The organism is Bordetella genomosp. 9, from assembly GCF_002261425.1.
Classification (GTDB): Bacteria; Pseudomonadota; Gammaproteobacteria; order Burkholderiales; family Burkholderiaceae_B; genus Bordetella_C.
Genome location: NZ_NEVJ01000001.1, coordinates 369,625 through 386,071, shown reverse-complemented (window position 1 = coordinate 386,071; position 16,447 = coordinate 369,625). Strand labels below are relative to the sequence as shown.

Here is a 16,447-nt window from a genome sequence, read left to right as displayed (position 1 = left end):
CGCGCCTCCCCTTCTCAGGATGCTGGTATCCGAAGGAGGCGGAGTTCATTGGAGACACGACTCATGCCGGCCATCGATCCTTCATCCTCCTCCCTTCCGAATCTCGCAGCCGCGCTCTCGGCGCCAGGCCAGTCCGCGTTCGCCGACGGCCTGCCATTCCGGAGCGCGACGAACGAAGCGAACCGTGCGCAAGGCCATCCCGGCCATACCGTCTACCTGCGGCGGACGTTATCCGATGGCGCGCTGTCGCTGCTTGCCCATGTCCGCCACGACCGAAAACGGGTGTCGCCAGACGCCGTCAGCACGCACACAGCGCCGCTTGCGGCACCGCGATGCCCCGTTCTCGCGGCGCCGGCGGCGGTCCCGCCCGTATATCCCATGAAGGATTTTTTCCGTCATCCCGACCAGACGCGTTTCAGCCTGTCCGAAGACGGGCGCTGGCTCGCGTTCATGCGTCCGCTCAGCGTGGACGGACAGCCGCCGCGCATGAACATCTTCGTCCAGCGCCTGGAAGGCGTTGCACCGACCGGCGAGGCGCGCAGCATCAGCCGCGAAACCGCGCGCGACGTCAGCGGCTACGTCTGGAAGGGCTCGAGCACCATCCTGTACGCGAAGGATTGCGGCGGCGATGAGAATTTCCACATCCTGGCGATGAACATGCATACCGGCAGCGCGGTGGACCTGACCCCTTACGAAAACTGCCGCGCATACATCAGCGACCCATTGGAGGATATTCCTGACCACATCCTGCTTGCGCACAACAACCTCGACGCGAAGATCTTCGACATTTACCGGGTCAATCTGCAGATCGGCGCATCCCATCTGGTAGCGCTGAACCCTGGCAATGTCATCAGCTGGCAGACCGATCATGCCGGCAAGCTGCGCGCAGCGATCACGCTCGATGGATTGAACTGTGGCGTGTTGTATCGCGATGAGGAAGGGCAGCCCTTCCGCACGATCATCGCCACTGATTACCGCACCAGCGTCAAGCCCGTGCTGTTCACTTTCGACAACCAGCAGCTTTACGCCATCAGCAATCGGGGCCGCGACACCAAGGCGCTGGTACGTATCGACCCGGCCCATCCTGACACGGAAGAAATCCTGTTCGATCCGCAGGAAGTGGATGTGTCCGGCGTCGACTATTCACGCCTTCGCCAGGTCCTCACGTCAGTGACCTACGAAACGGACAAACGGCAGCGCAGCTTCCTGGATACACAGACGGCAGACCTCTACGGCAGGCTGACTGACCGCCTGCCAGGCTATCAACTCGCGCTGCACAGCGACACCCGCGACGAAACCAAGTTCATCGTCAGCACATACAGCGACCGCACGCCCGGCACGCGCTATCTGTATGACGTCACGACCGACGAACTACGCAAGCTCGCGGACATCAAGCCCGGTTTGCCCGAGTCGGATATGGCGCCCATGCGGCCGATCCGCTTTCAAAGTCGGGACGGCCTGGCGTTGCACGGCTACCTGACGCTGCCGCTCGGACGACCGGAGCAGGACCTGCCCGTTATCGTCCATCCGCATGGCGGTCCATGGTCACGCGATAGCTGGGGTTATGACTCGCAAGTACAGTTTCTGGCCAACCGGGGCTTTGCCGTACTGCAGATCAATTTCCGCGGTTCGACGGGCTACGGCCGGCGCTTCTGGGAGGCGGGCTTCGGGCAGTGGGGGCTGTCCATGCAGGACGACATCACCGACGGGGTGCGGTGGCTGATCGCGCAAGGCATCGCGGATCCTCGACGCATCGGCATCTACGGCGCCAGCTACGGCGGATATGCCACATTGGCGGGCGTCACCTTCACGCCCGACCTGTATGCGGCGGCGGTCGACTATGTCGGCGTATCGAATATGTTCACGTTCATGGCGACCACGCCGCCCTATTGGAAGCCCATGCTCGAACGGCTGTACGACATGGTGGGCCACCCCGAAAAGGATAAGGACCGCTTGGTCCGGACATCGCCCGCGCTGCACGTCGACCGCATCAAGACGCCATTGTTCATCGCCCAGGGCGCCAAGGACCCACGCGTGAACAAGGCGGAAAGCGACCAGATTGTCGAGGCGTTGCGTCAACGCGGCGTCGAAGTCGACTACATGGTGAAAGACAACGAGGGACATGGCTTTCGCAACGAAGAAAACACCTTCGAGTTCTACGAAACCATGGAGAAATTCTTTATACGCCACCTGATGGCCGAACAGGGAGGATTCCTTCGCCAAATGGAAAGGTGATTCTCTTGGATCCGGGTTTATCCCTAGGTCTTGGCGGCGCAGAATGCAGTCATCGGGAACAGCAACGGACATCGCGAAGTTCTCTACACAGCAAGTCGCGATGCACGGCCCGGATCACTTAACCAGGACTAGGAGTACTGCCATGAAGACCAAGACCATCGTTTCCGCTTTGATTCTTTCCTTTGCCGCCATCGGCGCTGCCCAAGCGACGCCCCGTGGCGATTCGGACAACACGCCCTTCCAAGGCGTCTATGGCCAACAAGCCAGCAGCACGAGCCGCGACCAGGTCGTCGCGCAACTCGAACAAGCCCGCGCCGCCGGCCTGACCGCCAACGCCGACAGCGACAACGCGCCCTTCACCGCGCAAGCCGACGTGGCTTCGGTGCCCGCGGTTGCCCAAGGCGGCGGCGCGCCCAATGACATCGCCTTCGGCGACATCGACAACCAGCCCTTCCAAGGCTGATCAGTGTGGTGCGTCGTACGGTCGGCCCCCTGGTCCCCAGGGGGCCGATTGCTTTGAATCCTCCAGCTCGACGTCGAAGCGCGCTCAGCCCTGTTCCAGCGCCTTGGCGATCGCCATGCCCGCTTCGGTGGTGGATGCCTTGCCGCCCAGATCCGGCGTGACGGCGCCGTCCAGCAGGCTCTTTTCGATGGCCCGGACAATGGCGTCGTGCGCCTCGCGGTACTGACCCTGGCCGTCGCCCAGGAAATCGAGCATCATCGCGCCCGACCAGATCATGCCGATCGGATTGGCGATATTCTTGCCGTAGATATCGGGCGCGGAGCCATGTACCGGCTCGAACAGCGAAGGAAACTTCCGCTCGGGGTTCAGATTGGCGGACGGGGCGATGCCGATGGTGCCGGTGCAGGCCGGTCCCAGGTCCGACAGGATGTCGCCGAACAGGTTGGAAGCCACCACCACGTCGAAACGCTCCGGGCTGAGCACGAAACGCGCCGTCAGGATGTCGATGTGATATTTGTCGTGGCGCACCCCCGGATAGTGCTTGGCCATCGCTTCCACACGCTCGTCCCAGAACGGCATGCTGATGGAGATGCCGTTGGACTTCGTGGCCGACGTCAGGTGCTTTTTCGGCCGGCTGTTCGCCAGCTCGAATGCGTACCTCAGGATGCGGTCCGTGCCGCGGCGGGTGAAGATGGATTCCTGGACGACGAATTCGTCGTCGGTGCCCTCGAACATGCGGCCGCCCACCGAGGAATACTCACCCTCGGTGTTCTCCCGCACGACGTAGAAATCGATATCACCAGGCTTGCGGCCCACCAGCGGCGCGGGAACGCCGGGCATCAGGCGAACCGGCCGCAGGTTGACGTACTCGTCGAAATGGCGACGGAATTTCAGCAGCGAGCCCCACAGCGAAATGTGGTCCGGCACCGTCTCGGGCCAGCCCGCCGCGCCGAAATAGATGGCGTCGCAACCCTTCAACTGATCGAACCAGTCCTCCGGCATCATCGCGCCGTGCTTCGCGTAGTAGTCGCAGCTGGCCCAGTCGATATCCACCCATTCGATGCCGATACCCATGCGGCGCGCCGCGGCGTCCACCACGCGCTTGCCCTCGGGCATCACTTCCTTGCCTATCCCGTCACCCGGTATGGCGGCGATTCTGTGCGTGTTCATTCACCCTCTCGTTGATCGCGCGCGCGGCGCTTCGGAAGTGGCACCGGACCAAAGATGCGCTCGTGGGGCGAAAGCATAAGTCCGGCGGCGCGAAACATCACCCGTCGCGGCGTGAACGGACAAAACACCATTCGTGAACATCGGGGCGCGGCAAACCGCCCATAAGGGATAACCCCCTCCTTGTGTTTTATTTTTTTAAATACTATAAAAATAATTATGACCAATAAAAATATACATAAGAGCATGGGGTGATTGCAGGCGAGCCGGCGCACCGGCGATAGCGGCGACGCGCGTACAGGCGGCGGACTCGGGTCGGCTGCCGATCAGGGGGTAATGATGAACTGCGGGAGCGATCCGCTCGACCGCCGCGAAACGGGACGGTGCAGCATGGCAGCGGCGGACTGGCCGCGCACGGCAGGCTAGCGTGTCAGCGCAGCAAGGCCTTCGGAAGGTTGACGATAAGCGTCGTCACTTCACGGCTGTCGAGCCCCGGGCTCATATGCTCGACCATCGCGCGCGCGGCGGCCGGGCCATCGCCCGCGAGTATGGCGTTCACCACCATTGCGTGCTGCGAATACGAGGCCTGGAGCCGGCCCGTCGCGCCAGCCGCATGCATGCGGTACGCCGCGGTGCGGGCGCGTATGCGCATGATGGCTTCCCGCAGGTAGGGATTGCGCGCGCCGTGGTACAGCATCTCGTGAAATTCGAGATCCGTTTCCCGCCACTTCCGCACATTGTCGCGTTCGCCAGCCGAGCGCTCGTGCAACGCCGCCAGCGCTTGCCGTTCCGACGTCGTCATGCGGTCACAGGCGTAGCGCGCGCACAGGCCTTCCATGTCCGCCATCAGTTCCCACATATGCAGCAATTCCTGGACATCGAGCTTGGCGACGACCATGCCTCCGCGTGGCAGGCTGTCGAGCAGGCCCTGCGCCTGAAGCTGCAGCAGCGCCTCGCGGACCGGGGTCTTGGAAACACCATACTCGGCGATCAGTCCGAGCTCATCGACGGGCGTGCCAGGCAACAACGTGCCTTCGAGTATGCGTTGCTCAATGTCGGATCGGATCCGTTCGCTTGCTTTCATGGTTTTGACGGCACACGGAAAGACACTCACCCTTGCCACCGTCCCGATTCCGCCTGTCTCGCGCAGGCAAGCCAGGCAGCGGGGGCGGCGGGGACCAATTATGCGCTGATGAGAGGCCCGCCATCATATCGGCTTACGGTTTTTTTTGCGCAGCGCGCTCCCTTCCCGCGATAGCCCGCCATGCACAAATTCCCCTCCAATGCCGACCTGTACGTATTCGTCACCGCCGTACGCAAGCAAAGCTTCGCGGCCGCGGCCGACGCGATCGGCGCCTCGCCCGCCTATGTCAGCAAACGCATACACGTGCTGGAAGAAAGCCTGGGCACGCAGCTGTTCCACCGCACCACCCGCCGGGTGGCGCTGACCGAACACGGCGAGCGCGTCTATCACCAGGCGCAACAGGTGCTGGACAACGTCGATCACCTGATGCAGGAGGTCGGCGCGACCCGACGGGTGCCCAGTGGCCCGCTGCGGGTGAGCAGCAGTTTCGGGTTCGGCCGGCAAGTGGTGGCGCCCGCCCTGGCCCTGCTGTCCGAGCAGTATCCCAGCCTGCAGATCCGCCTGGAGGTATTCGATCGGCTGGTGGACGTGGCCACCGAGGAGTTCGACCTGGACGTGCGCGTGGGCGACGAAATCGCGCCGCACCTGATCGCCCGCCGGCTCGGCGACAACCACCGGGTGCTGTGCGCCGCGCCTGGCTACCTGGCACGGCGCGGCACGCCGCGTACGCTGGAGGACCTGGCCGACCATTGCTGCCTGGTCATCAAGGAACGCGACCATCCGTTCGGCGTGTGGAGGCTGCGACAAGGCAATGCCGAGCACACGGTGAAGGTTTCCAGCACCACGCTGTCGACCAACAACGGGGAGATCGCGCTTAGCTGGGCGATGGAAGGCCGCGGCATCATGCTGCGCTCGCTCTGGAATGTCAGGCCCCTTCTGCAGCGGGGCCTGCTGGTGCAGGTGCTTCCGGACTGCACTCAGGAAGCCAACTTCTGGGCAGTCTATCCGTCGCGCCTCGATACGTCGGCCAAGGTGCGGACCACCGTGGAATTCCTGGTCGCGCACTTCCGAGGCTTGCAGGTCGACGCACCCGCGCAGCGCCATGGTCCGCTGATGGATTATCCATGATGTGTGTTCCCGCACATCACGGTGCGGCCGCACGCAAGGCCGCGAAGCGCTGCCACAATGCAAGGCAGGGTGCATCGCCAGGCCCACGCCCATCGCCCATCAAGGGAAGCGAATGAAACAACGATTGATTGCCCGCGAAAGCATGAAGCCGCTGAAGAAGATCGGCTTCATCACGCCGTCCTCGAACACCGCGCTGGAGCCGCTGACCTACATGATGCTGGCGCCCTTGTCCGATGTGGTATCGGTCCATTTCAGCAGGCTGCCTGTGCAGATGCTGACGTTGGACGAAAAGGATGTGGGACAGTTCGACACGGGCAAGGTCGTCCAGGCCGCGGTGCAACTGCGGGATGCCAAGGTGGACGCGATCCTGTGGAACGGTACGTCGGGCGGGTGGACCGGCAAAGGCATGGATGCGGATCGCGCGCTGTGCGACGCCATCACGGCGGAGACGGGCATCGCGGCGTCGACGTCGTCGCTCGCGCAGGCCGAGGCCTTCTCGCAATATGGCGTATCGCGCTTCGGCTTGGCCGTTCCCTACATCGAAGGGCCGACGCGCAAGATGCGGGATACGTATGCGGACGAGGGCTTCGAAGCCGTCAGCCACGCCGCGCTGGGACTGAGCGTGAATACCGAGATCGGCGCCACGCCGTTCGAGCGGATCAAGCAGATCCTGCGCCAGGCCGATTCGCCGGAAGCACAGTGCCTGATGGTCGGCTGCACCAACTGGCCCGCCACGCCGCTGGTCGACGAGCTGGAATACGAACTGGACAAGATGGTCTTCGACAGCATCGCGGTGACGCTGTGGAAGGCCCTGCGCATGGTCGACGTGCAACGGCCCATCCACGGCTGGGGGAAACTGCTGCGCAGCCATCCTGTCATCGACAGGCTGGAAGCGCTGACGACACGCCTGCTGCGGCAAACCGAGGCGGCGCGCATCACCTTGCGCATGGATATCCCCACGATGAATATCGACGCCGACGACGTGTACGTCGAATCCATGGCGCCCGGAATTCCTCCGCTGAAGCTGAACTCCAGCCTGAACCAGCGCAGCCTGGGCACGGTGCAATGGCTGGAAAAGCACCGTGTGCCCCTGGTGCAGGAGGACTGCGCCCAGGCCGAGGTGCCGCCCCCGGCCGCGCTGATGGACGTCTATGGCGTCAAGGCCCAGATGCTGGGCCCGCTGCTGCGGAACGACCAGGTCGTGGGCTGGATCTCGGTCCACCACGTGGCGGGCACGCGCACATGGACGCCCGCCGATATCGCCGCGCTGGATGCCGCCGTGAAGGACGCCATGCGCGAACTGGAAGCGGCAGGTTGGCTGTCCGCCGTGCCCTGACACGACACTGCGGGAAATACTTTATCAAAAAAAACGCAAGGGGAATTCTCGTGACCATTCGACTCAAAGCAGTATTGCATTGCGCCCTGCTCTGCGCGGCGCTGGCCTTCCACGGCAGCGCGCAAGCGCAGAACTATCCCGACCATTCGGTGACCATCGTGGTCGGCTATTCGCCCGGCGGCAGCGGCGACCAGATCGCCCGCCTGGTGGCGCAGGAACTGACTGCCGCGCTGGGCCAGAGCTTCATCGTCCAGAACCGCCCTGGCGCCGCGGGCATCATCGGCAGCGAATACGTCTCCAAGGCGGCGCACGACGGCTATACCCTGATGTCCGGCAGCTCGACCGAACTGGCGGCCAACGTCAGCGTGTATCCCAAGCTGCCCTATGACCCGGTCAAGAGTTTCGTGCCCATCATCCAGTACAGCCTGCAGCCCAATGTGCTGCTGGTGCGTCCGGACTCAGCCTCGGTGCCGGTCAAGTCGGTACAGGAACTGATCGCGTACGCCAAGGCGCATCCGGACCGCCTGTCGTTCGGCTCTGCGGGCACCGGCTCGTCCCAGGACATGGCCGCTCAACTGTTCATGATGCTGACCGGCACCAGGCTGCTGCATGTGCCCTACAAGGGCGGCGCGAACGCGATCACCGATCTCATGGGCGGCCAGATCGACATGACCTTCCAGCCATTGCCGGAAGCACTGGCGTACATCCAGAGCGGTCGGCTGCTGGCCCTGGCGGTGTCCGGCTCGAAGCGCTCCCCGCTGGTGCCCAACGTGCCGACCATGCAGGAAGCCGGCGTCAAGGGGTACGAGTTTGGCGGCTGGCATGCGCTGGTCGCACCGGCCGGAACGCCGCAGCCCATCATCGAGAAACTCAACGGCGTGTTGCAGAAGGCCTTGCAAGGCGACCTGGGCACGAAACTGCAGCAGATCGGCTTGACCGTGAGCGGCGGCACGCCGGCGCAAGCCGCAGAGCGCCAGCAGGCCAGCGTGTTGAAGTTCAAGCAGTTGATCGAGGCGTCGGGCGCGACAGCCACCCCGACGCGCTGACGCAAGGCGCGACCCCAGGCCGGTGTCGTCCATGCACACCGTGGACAGCCGGCACATGAAAACGAATGGAAAAGACGGTATCGACGATGTCCCATTATCTGGAAAGAGTGATTCATCCGCGCGCGGTCGCGGTTATCGGCGCCTCCAACAATCCCTTGAAGCGAGGCAACCGCGCGATACGGACGATGGCCTCGGCCAACTATCAGGGGAAGATCGCGCCGATCAATCCATCCAGCAGCGAGATATTGGGATATCCCAGCTATCCGAGCCTCGCCGACGTACCGTACGAGATCGACCTGGTCCTGGTCTGCACCGCGGCGGCCACGGTGCCCGGCATCCTGGAGCAGTGCAGCGCCAAGGGCGTGAAGGGCGCCATCATCCTGGCTGGCGGTTTCAGCGAAGCCAGTGAAGCCGGCGCCGTCCTGGAAAGGGAAGTCGTCGACGTGGCGCGGCGGCACGGCATTCGCCTGATCGGACCGAATACCAGCGGCATGTTCAGCGCGCGCACGGGCTGCAATGCGTCGGGCTGGTTCGACGTGCCGACCGGCCCCATCGCGATGCTGTCCAATTCGGCCAACGTCCTGTTGTCGCTGGTGACCGAATTCCAATTCCAGGAGCACTCCGGCATCAGCGTGATGCTCAGCGTGGGCAACCAGTCGGACATCCAGTTCCATGAATACCTGGAATGCGTCGGTGACGATCCCGGCACGCGGGCGGTGCTGATGTATGTGGAAGGCTTCAAGGATGGCCCCGCGTTCATGGCGTCGGCGCGCCGCGTGACGCCGTCCAAGCCCATCGTAATGTACGCGGCCGGGCGGACCGAGGCCGGCAAGGGCGCGGCGAAGTCCCATAGCGGCTCGCTGGCCGGCGACTACGCGGTCACCCAGGGCGTGCTGCGCCAATCCGGCGTGGTGCTGGTCGAGCAGGCGGACCACCTGCATTCCGTGGCCAGCGCGCTGGCCGCCTTTCCGCCGATGCGAGGGCGCCGCGTCGCCGTCGTATCCGAGGGCGGCGGGCCCATCACCATGGCCGCGGAAGCCATCGCGGCGCAGGGCTTGGTCCTGGCCCCGCTGTCGGCCGAGACCCAGGCCCGCATCCATGCCATCGTACCCGCCGCCACGGCGATATCGAATCCGGTGGATGCCGGCGGAGGCACGGACCCCAGGGTCGAGTATTACGGGTCGATCTCGCAGGCCATCCTGGAGGATCCCGGGATCGACGCCCTGTTGTTCGTCGGCTACTTCGGCGGCTACACCACCCGCTACGACGAGTCCGTGGGAAGGACGGAGCGCGAGATTTGCCTGCAGCTCGGCGAATTGATGCGGGTGACGGGCAAGCCCATCATGGTCCAGACCCATTACGCCCACTTCAAGACCGAGTCGCTCAAGGTGCTGAGCCAGGCCGGCGTGCCCTACCAGAGGCATATCGAGGTCGCCGTACGTTGCCTGTCCGCCGCCGCGGAATACGGCGAATCGCGGCGGCGGCTGGCGGCGCCCGGCGCATCGAGCCAGGGCGGCCCGGAAGCCGCGGCGCTGGCGGCCATCGCCACCGCCAGGGCACATTCGCGCGATCTGCTGGAAACGGAATCGCGCGCCATCCTGGCGGCCTACGGCGTGGCGATGCCGCCCAGCATGTTGCTGCGCGACGCTGGCGCGGCCGACGACGCAGATGTGGCGGCGCGTGCATTCGGCGACGCGCGGCTGGCCCTGAAAATCGTTTCGAAGGACATCCTGCACAAGTCGGACGCGGGCGGCGTGAAGCTCAATGTGGTCGGCGCGGAAGGCTTGCGCGAAGCACGCGCGGAAATCATGAGCAACGTCCTCGCCTTCGATGCCCAGGCGGCCATCGAGGGCGTACTGGCCACGCCGATGGCGCCGCGCGGGACCGAGATCATCATCGGCGTCGTTCGCGATCCGCAATATGGCCCGGTCATCATGTTCGGCCTGGGCGGGATATTCGTCGAGGTGCTGCGCGACGTCACGTTCAGGGCGCTCCCGCTGGCCGAATGCGACGCGCGCGCCATGGTCGACGACCTGCGCCATCGCGCGGTGCTGGCCGGCGCGCGCGGCGCCGCCGCGGTCGACCGGGAACGCTTGACCGATCTCCTGATGCGGGTGGCCCACATCGCCACGCTGCACCCGGACATCGTGGAAATCGATCTCAACCCGGTGATCTTCCATGAAGGCGGCTATTCGGTGGTCGACGCCCGCATGATCCTGGCGCCTGCCGTCGCGCCTCACGACTGAGCGCCGCCCGCGCGGACGAGTGGCGAAATTCCCCGGGCCCGGTGCGTCCGGGCTTCAATGAGGAGAGACAAGACATGAGCAACATCAGCGGCGCGCAGATACTGGCGCGCACCTTGAAAGTACTGGGTATCGACACGATGTTCTACATCATGGGCGGCCCCATGCTGGAGGTGGAGTCGAACTGCATCAAGGAGGGCATACGGGCGATCGATGTCCGCCATGAGCAGGCCGGCGCCATGATGGCGCATGGATGGGGCCGCGTCACCGGGCGCGTGGCGGTATGCATGGGGTGCTCCGGCCCGGGATCCACCAATATGACTACCGGCGTCGCCACGGCCTGGGCCGACGCCGTGCCTGTATTCGCCATCGGCGGCTCGGCGCCGCTGGATTCGCTGGGCGGCGGACGCGGCATATTCCAGGAAATCGACCAGGTGGCACTGTTCCGCCCCATCACCAAGATGTCGGAACGGGTCACCGATATCCGTCGCATCCCCGATATGGTGACCACCGCCTTGCGGGTGGCGACCAGCGGCCGGCCCGGCCCGGTCTATCTGGACATGCCGGGCGATGTGCTCTACCGCAAGATCGACGAGAGCGAGATTGTCTACCCCGATCCCGAGCGCGCCTTCGCCAGGCATCGCCCGCACGGTGCGCCGCAGGCCATACTCGAGGCGGTGGAATTGCTGGCGCAGGCGCAACGGCCCATCATCATGAGCGGCAGCGGCATCATCTGGGCGCAGGCTTCGGATGCCTTGCGCGACCTGGTCGAATACGCCGGCATTCCTTTCTACACCACGCCGCAAGGCCGTGGCGTGCTGCCCGACGATCACGAACTGGCCATGCTCTATGCCCGTTCCACGGCCTTCCGGGAAGCCGACCTGCTGCTGGTCGTCGGCACCCGCTCCAACTATGTGAATGGGCACCTCAGCGCGCCGCGCTTCAGCGCCGATGCGCGCGTCATCCAGATCAATATCGATCCGCAGGAGATCGGCCTGACCCGCCCCTGCGACGTGGGCATCGTCGGCGACGCCAAGGCCGTCCTGGAGCAGTTGCTGGCGGCCTCGCGCGGGCGGCTGGACCGCGCCCGCTACGCGCCGTGGGTCAGCCGGCTGGCCGGGATCAACGAGGAAAAGGCCAAGGCCGCGGAGCAGACGCTGGGCTCCGACAAACTGCCCATGCATCCGCTCAGGCTGTGCAAGGAGGTGCGCGACTTCCTGGACCGCGACGCCATCCTGGTCGTGGACGGCCAGGAAATCCTGAACTATGCGCGGCAGTCCATCCCCACCTATCATCCCGGACACCGGCTGAACTCGGGCACCTTCGGCACCATGGGCGTCGGCCTGCCCTTCGGCATCGGCGCCAAGCTGGCGCATCCGGACAAGCAGGTACTGGTGTTGCATGGCGACGGTTCCTTCGGGATGAGCGCCATGGAGCTGGATACCGCCGTGCGTTTCGGCATTCCGGTGGTGGTGGTGATCAGCCTGAATGGCGGCTGGACGGCGGACCCGGATGGCGTGAAACCCGGCCGCAACCTGGGCTATACGCGTTATGACAAAATGGCCGAAGCCCTGGGGTGCCACGCCGAATACGTGGAGGATCCGGCCCAGGTCCGCCCCGCGCTGGAGCGCGCATTCCAGTCCGGCCGGCCCGCGGTGATCAACGTCAGGACCGATCACATGGCGCGCGCCGTCACCGCCAAGTTCTCCAGCTACAGCACCTGATGCGGCGCTTGCCCGCCGCCAAGGAACACATGCATGGCTTCCTATCCCTCTCCATTGCTTGATGCAGGGCATGCGCAGCTGCTGGTCGTCGACATGCAGGAACGCCTGCTGCCCGCGATGGCTCGCCCGGAACGGCTCGCCGCCCGCGCGGCCGCGCTGCTGGAAGGCGCGCGCGACGTGGATGTCCCGGTGATCGTATCGGAGCAACACCCCAAGGGCCTGGGGCCGACCACCGCGTCGTTGCGCGAGGTGCTGCCGGCACAGGCGGCCTTGCATGCGAAGCGGGTGTTCTCGTGCATGCGCGAGCCGGCGCTGGCGCAGGCGATACGCGCCCAGGGCGCGGCCGGACGCCGGCAGGTCGTGGTCGCGGGCGTGGAGACGCACGTCTGCGTGCTGCAGACCGCGCTGGAGCTGCGCCAGGAAGGCTACGAGGTTTACGTGGCGGCCGACGCCGCCGGCTCGCGCCGGGACGAGGATAGGGACTTTGCGCTGGAACGGCTGCGCGTCGAAGGCGTGCGCATCGTGACCACGGAAATGGTGTTGTTCGAGTGGCTGGGCAGCGCGGATGCGCCCGCTTTCAAGTCCGTGTCGGCCCGCATCAAGGCCTTCTCCTGATGCCGGCGCGCGACGAAATGTCCATCGACAGCACGCAGCCGCTGCATGACCTGCCGCTGACCGAACTCGCCCGTCGGTTGCGCGTGCGCGAGCTGGATGCGCGCGACCTGGCGGACCACTTCATCGATCGTATCCGTGCCCACCCGGACCCGGCGGTGTTCATCGCCGTCACCGCCGATCTCGCGCGCGAGCAGGCCGAACGCAGCGCGGCGCGCTGGCGCGCCGGCAAGCCCGCCGGCGCATGGGATGGCGTGCCGCTCGCATGGAAGGACAATATCGACGTGGCCGGCACCGCCACGACGGCGGGATCCGCCTTGCGCCGCGACGAGCCGCCCGCGCAGCGTGACGCCATCGTGGCTGCGCACGCGCACGCGGCGGGCATGGTGACCCTGGGCAAGACCAACCTGTCGGAGTTCGCGTATACGGCGCTGGGGTTGAATCCCCACTACGGCACGCCGCGCAATCCGCGCGCGATGGACCAGCCGCGCGCGCCGGGGGGATCATCATCGGGATCGGCCGTGGCGGTCGCGGCCGGGCTCGCGCCAGCGGCCATCGGGACGGACACCGGCGGATCGGTGCGCACGCCGGCCGCTTTCAATGGCCTTGTCGGCTTCAAGCCGGCGCCGGGCCGCTACGACATGGGCGGCGTTTTCCCGTTGTCGGCCAGCCTCGATACCGTGGGCTTTTTCGTGCGGCATGCGGTGGACTGCCAGGGCATGGACGCGATGCTGCGCGGCGCCGCCATCGAAGCGACGCCCGTGGCCGCAGATGATGCGCTGTCGGGCCTGACGATGCTGGTGCCCGACGATGCCGCGCTCGGCGAACTGGAACCCGCTGTCGCCGCCAGCTTCGAACACGCCATCGAACGCCTGCGCGATGCCGGCGCGCGGATAAGCCGGCGTCAGATACCGGAACTCGATGCCGCCCGCGCGCTCGTGGAGAGGCATGGCGCGCTCGCGTCCGCCGAAGCCTACGCGGCGCATCGCGCCGTGCTCGACTCCCCCCGCCACACGGCCATGGACCCCTTCGTGGCCCGCCGCATCCTGGCCGGCAAGTCGATGAGCGAGGCCGATGTGGACGCGCTGCAGCGGGGACGCGCCGCGCTGGCGCGAACGCTCGCGGCCAGCCTGGGGGAAGATACTTTGCTGGTCATGCCGACGGTGCCGCATGTGGCGCCGCCATTGAAAGACCTGCAAGCCGACCTCGCGTCGTTCACGGCAATCAACCTGCGCACCATACGCAACACCAGCGTCGGGAATCTGCTGGACCTGTGCGGACTGACGCTGCCGGGCGAGCCCGGCGCGGCGGGCATGCCCACCGGCATCATGTTCCACGCCGCCGCCGGCGGCGAGTCCGCCCTGCTGGCGCGCGCCCGCGCGCTGGAAGCGGCATTGAAGTAGCCGGCCCCCTCGTCTCGAAAAGGAGTTGACCAGCATGGCAAAAGAAATACTGTGTGGATTCGGCATCGACGTGGACGCCGTCGCGGGATGGCTGGGCTCCTACGGGGGCGAGGATTCGCCCGACGATATCTCGCGCGGCATGTTCGCCGGCGAAGTCGGCGTCCCGCGGCTCTTGCAGCTCTTCGAACGCTTCGGCATCAAGACGACGTGGTTCGTGCCCGGCCATTCCATCGAGAGCTTTCCGGACCAGATCCGGGCGGTGGCGCAGGCCGGACACGAGATCGGCATACACGGCTATTCGCACGAGAACCCGATCGCGATGACGCCGCGCCAGGAGGAAGACGTACTCGACAAATGTATCGCGCTGGTATCGGAGTTCACGGGCCGCGCACCGGTGGGCTACGTGGCGCCCTGGTGGGAGTTCAGCAGCGTCACCAACGAATTGCTGCTGAAGAAAGGCATCAAGTACGACCATAGCCTCATGCATCACGACTTCCAGCCGTACCGCGTGCGCGTGGGCGACAGCTGGACCAAGATCGATTACACGCGCGACGCGGCGTCCTGGATGAAGCCGCTGGTGCGTGGCCGCGCGAGTCCGCTCATCGAGATTCCAGCGAACTGGTATCTGGACGACCTGCCCCCCATGATGTTCATCAAGAAATCGCCCAACAGCCATGGCTTCGTCAATCCGCGCGACATCGAGCAGATGTGGCGCGATCAATTCGACTGGGTGTACCGCGAGTACGACTACGCCGTGTTTCCCATCACCATCCATCCGGACGTCTCCGGCCGGCCGCAAGTCCTGTTGATGCTGGAGCGGCTATATGCCTATATGCGTTCGCATCCAGGCGTGCGCTTCGTCACCATGTCCGACATGGCCGACGACTACGACCGGCGTTTCCCCTATACGGGTTGATGTCCGGGCCCGGCATCCGCCGCCCGGCCCTGGCGCGCGAACCGCTCCAGGGATGCCTGCAGCGCGGCCTGTGACGGCAGGGTACCGATCAATACCAGCCTGGAACGCCGATCGTCGTCGGGCCAAGCGTCCAGGTGCATCGGGGCGTGGATCAGGTGGCGCACGCCGTGCACCACCGTGGGACGATCCGAACCCGCGATATTCAGGATGCCCTTCAAGCGCAACAAGGTGTCGCCATAGCGATGCACCAGCATGCTGAGCCAGGCGCCCGCGACGACCCAGTCCAGCGCAGGTGCGTACACCAGCGAAGCCGTACTCACCGCCGAATGAAAGGGCCCGAGCGCCGGCGACGTGCGCGCCATGCCGTGATATTGGCCGACCCCGGGGCCTTCCCGCGGCGGAGCAAACCACGCGCGAACCTCGTTCAGGCGATCCACCGAAAACACATCCCGATCCAACAACAATCGCGCCGGATCCAGATCGCCGTTGGACATCAACAGCGGGGCCGCCGAATTCAGGCCTCGCAGTTCATGCGCGAGCGCCTCGACGGCGGCGGCGCTGGCCAGATCGGTCTTGGTCATGACGATGCGGTCCGCCACCGCTGCCTGACGCACCGATTCGGGATGTTCCCGCAGCTGGAGCATGCCGTGCACGGCATCGACCGTCGTCACGACCGCGCCGGGACGGAACTGGTGGCGCAGCATGGGGTCCAGCGCCAGGGTATTGAGCACCGGCACGGGGTCGGCCAGGCCCGTGGTTTCGATCACGACACGCCGTATGCCCGGCGCCGTGCCCGACGCGCCGGCGCGGCGATCGCGCTCCATCAGGCCCGTCAGCGCCGTAGACAGGTCGCCCCGCACGCCGCAGCACAGGCAGCCATTGCGCAACAGCACCACCTCTTCATCGACCTGGTCGATCAGATGATGGTCGATACCGATCTCGCCCAGTTCGTTGACGACGACCGCGGTGTGCGCCAGGTCCGCGGACGCCAGCAGCCGACGCAACAGCGTGGTCTTGCCGCTGCCCAGGAAGCCGGTGAGCACGTTGACCGGAATGCGCGGATCGGCGGGGACATCGATGTCAGCCATGG

13 protein-coding genes are annotated in these 16,447 nt (G+C 65.5%); 10 read left to right on the top strand and 3 right to left on the bottom strand.

Annotated features, from left to right (window positions below; translation table 11 throughout):
• Positions 1-378: 378 nt before the first annotated feature.
• Both CAL26_RS01690 and CAL26_RS01685 read left to right on the top strand, forming a co-directional pair.
• Entirely contained in the window at positions 379-2,235 is a 1,857-nt protein-coding gene (locus CAL26_RS01690; protein ID WP_094845964.1) for a S9 family peptidase, read from the top strand.
• Between the two features lie 142 nt (positions 2,236-2,377).
• Positions 2,378-2,698 carry a DUF4148 domain-containing protein gene (locus CAL26_RS01685; RefSeq protein ID WP_179283207.1) on the top strand — a complete coding sequence of 107 codons (321 nt, stop codon included), beginning with the start codon at positions 2,378-2,380 and terminating at the stop codon, positions 2,696-2,698.
• 84 nt (positions 2,699-2,782) lie between these two features.
• Here CAL26_RS01685 and CAL26_RS01680 read toward each other — a convergent pair whose 3' ends face one another.
• Positions 2,783-3,868 carry a tartrate dehydrogenase gene (locus CAL26_RS01680; RefSeq protein WP_094845206.1) on the bottom strand — a complete coding sequence of 362 codons (1,086 nt, stop codon included), beginning with the start codon at positions 3,866-3,868 and terminating at the stop codon, positions 2,783-2,785.
• Positions 3,869-4,295: 427 nt separating this feature from the next.
• A complete protein-coding gene (locus CAL26_RS01675) occupies positions 4,296-4,949 on the bottom strand; it encodes a GntR family transcriptional regulator (protein WP_094845205.1) in 654 nt (217 codons plus the stop codon).
• Positions 4,950-5,129: 180 nt separating this feature from the next.
• Here CAL26_RS01675 and CAL26_RS01670 point away from each other — a divergent pair, with 180 nt between their 5' ends.
• The 8 genes from CAL26_RS01670 (at position 5,130) to CAL26_RS01635 (ending at position 15,357) form a co-directional block, all read left to right on the top strand.
• The gene (locus CAL26_RS01670) at positions 5,130-6,077 is read left to right on the top strand and encodes a LysR substrate-binding domain-containing protein (protein ID WP_094845204.1); all 948 of its coding nucleotides are present in this window, start codon (positions 5,130-5,132) and stop codon (positions 6,075-6,077) included.
• Positions 6,078-6,189: 112 nt separating this feature from the next.
• Positions 6,190-7,413: an aspartate racemase/maleate isomerase family protein gene (locus CAL26_RS01665; RefSeq protein ID WP_094845203.1), complete on the top strand. Its 1,224-nt coding sequence runs from the start codon at positions 6,190-6,192 to the stop codon at positions 7,411-7,413.
• Positions 7,414-7,463: 50 nt separating this feature from the next.
• Entirely contained in the window at positions 7,464-8,459 is a 996-nt protein-coding gene (locus tag CAL26_RS01660; protein ID WP_179283206.1) for a Bug family tripartite tricarboxylate transporter substrate binding protein, read from the top strand.
• Positions 8,460-8,524: 65 nt separating this feature from the next.
• Complete coding sequence (locus CAL26_RS01655; RefSeq protein ID WP_094845201.1) at positions 8,525-10,705, top strand: acetate--CoA ligase family protein; 2,181 nt, start codon at positions 8,525-8,527, stop codon at positions 10,703-10,705.
• Between the two features lie 74 nt (positions 10,706-10,779).
• Positions 10,780-12,426, top strand: coding sequence for a thiamine pyrophosphate-binding protein (locus tag CAL26_RS01650; protein ID WP_094845200.1), 1,647 nt, complete (start codon positions 10,780-10,782; stop codon positions 12,424-12,426).
• A 33-nt stretch (positions 12,427-12,459) separates the two neighbouring features.
• Complete coding sequence (locus CAL26_RS01645; RefSeq protein ID WP_094845199.1) at positions 12,460-13,041, top strand: isochorismatase family protein; 582 nt, start codon at positions 12,460-12,462, stop codon at positions 13,039-13,041.
• On the top strand, positions 13,041-14,441 hold the full coding sequence (locus CAL26_RS01640; RefSeq protein WP_218831493.1) for an amidase family protein: 1,401 nt from the start codon (positions 13,041-13,043) through the stop codon (positions 14,439-14,441). The genes CAL26_RS01645 and CAL26_RS01640 overlap by 1 nt, the downstream gene beginning before the upstream one ends.
• 34 nt (positions 14,442-14,475) lie before the next feature.
• The gene (locus CAL26_RS01635; protein ID WP_094845198.1) at positions 14,476-15,357 is read left to right on the top strand and encodes a polysaccharide deacetylase family protein; all 882 of its coding nucleotides are present in this window, start codon (positions 14,476-14,478) and stop codon (positions 15,355-15,357) included.
• On the opposite strand, the gene CAL26_RS01630 is transcribed toward CAL26_RS01635, so the two are convergent.
• A complete protein-coding gene (locus CAL26_RS01630; RefSeq protein WP_256987862.1) occupies positions 15,345-16,445 on the bottom strand; it encodes a CobW family GTP-binding protein in 1,101 nt (366 codons plus the stop codon). The genes CAL26_RS01635 and CAL26_RS01630 overlap by 13 nt on opposite strands.
• Positions 16,446-16,447: the final 2 nt, after the last annotated feature.